This is a genomic window from Thalassobius vesicularis, assembly GCF_004799325.1.
Lineage (GTDB): Bacteria > Pseudomonadota > Alphaproteobacteria > Rhodobacterales > Rhodobacteraceae > Thalassobius > Thalassobius vesicularis.
Genome location: NZ_SSMD01000037.1, coordinates 1 through 423, shown reverse-complemented (window position 1 = coordinate 423; position 423 = coordinate 1). Strand labels below are relative to the sequence as shown.

The 423-nt window shown below is 61.2% G+C and carries 1 protein-coding gene; it reads left to right on the top strand.

What is annotated here, in order from left to right:
- Positions 1-423 (top strand): efflux RND transporter permease subunit (locus E7681_RS18680; RefSeq protein ID WP_136340769.1); only part of this gene is annotated, 423 nt, incomplete at both ends.

The window sequence follows — 423 nt, the reverse complement described above, 5'->3', positions numbered from 1 at the left end:
CCCTATCGCCGGGGGCAGAGGCGCTTGGCCTGACCGCCACGGAAGTGGCGGGCCAACTTCGTGCCGCCTTTCTTGGCACGCAGCTTACGGAAATCCGGCGCGGCGATCTGGCTTGGGATCTGGAAGTGCGGCTGCCCGACAATGATCGCGCTGCTCGCGCCGACCTAAATGCCTTCGAAATTGCCCTGCCCGATGGAGGGGCTGTGCCGTTATCCAGCATCGTTACCATCGACGAGGCACGCGGATGGGGAGGCATCACGCGACGCAATGGCCTGCGAACGCTGACTGTAGCTGCTGACGTAGACGGTCGCATCGGCAATGCTGACGCTATCACCGCTCAACTGGCTGAGGGTTTTCTCCCTGATTTGGTGACTACAACCCCTGGTCTCGACTTCGAAGTTGGTGGACAAGCGGCAAATTCAG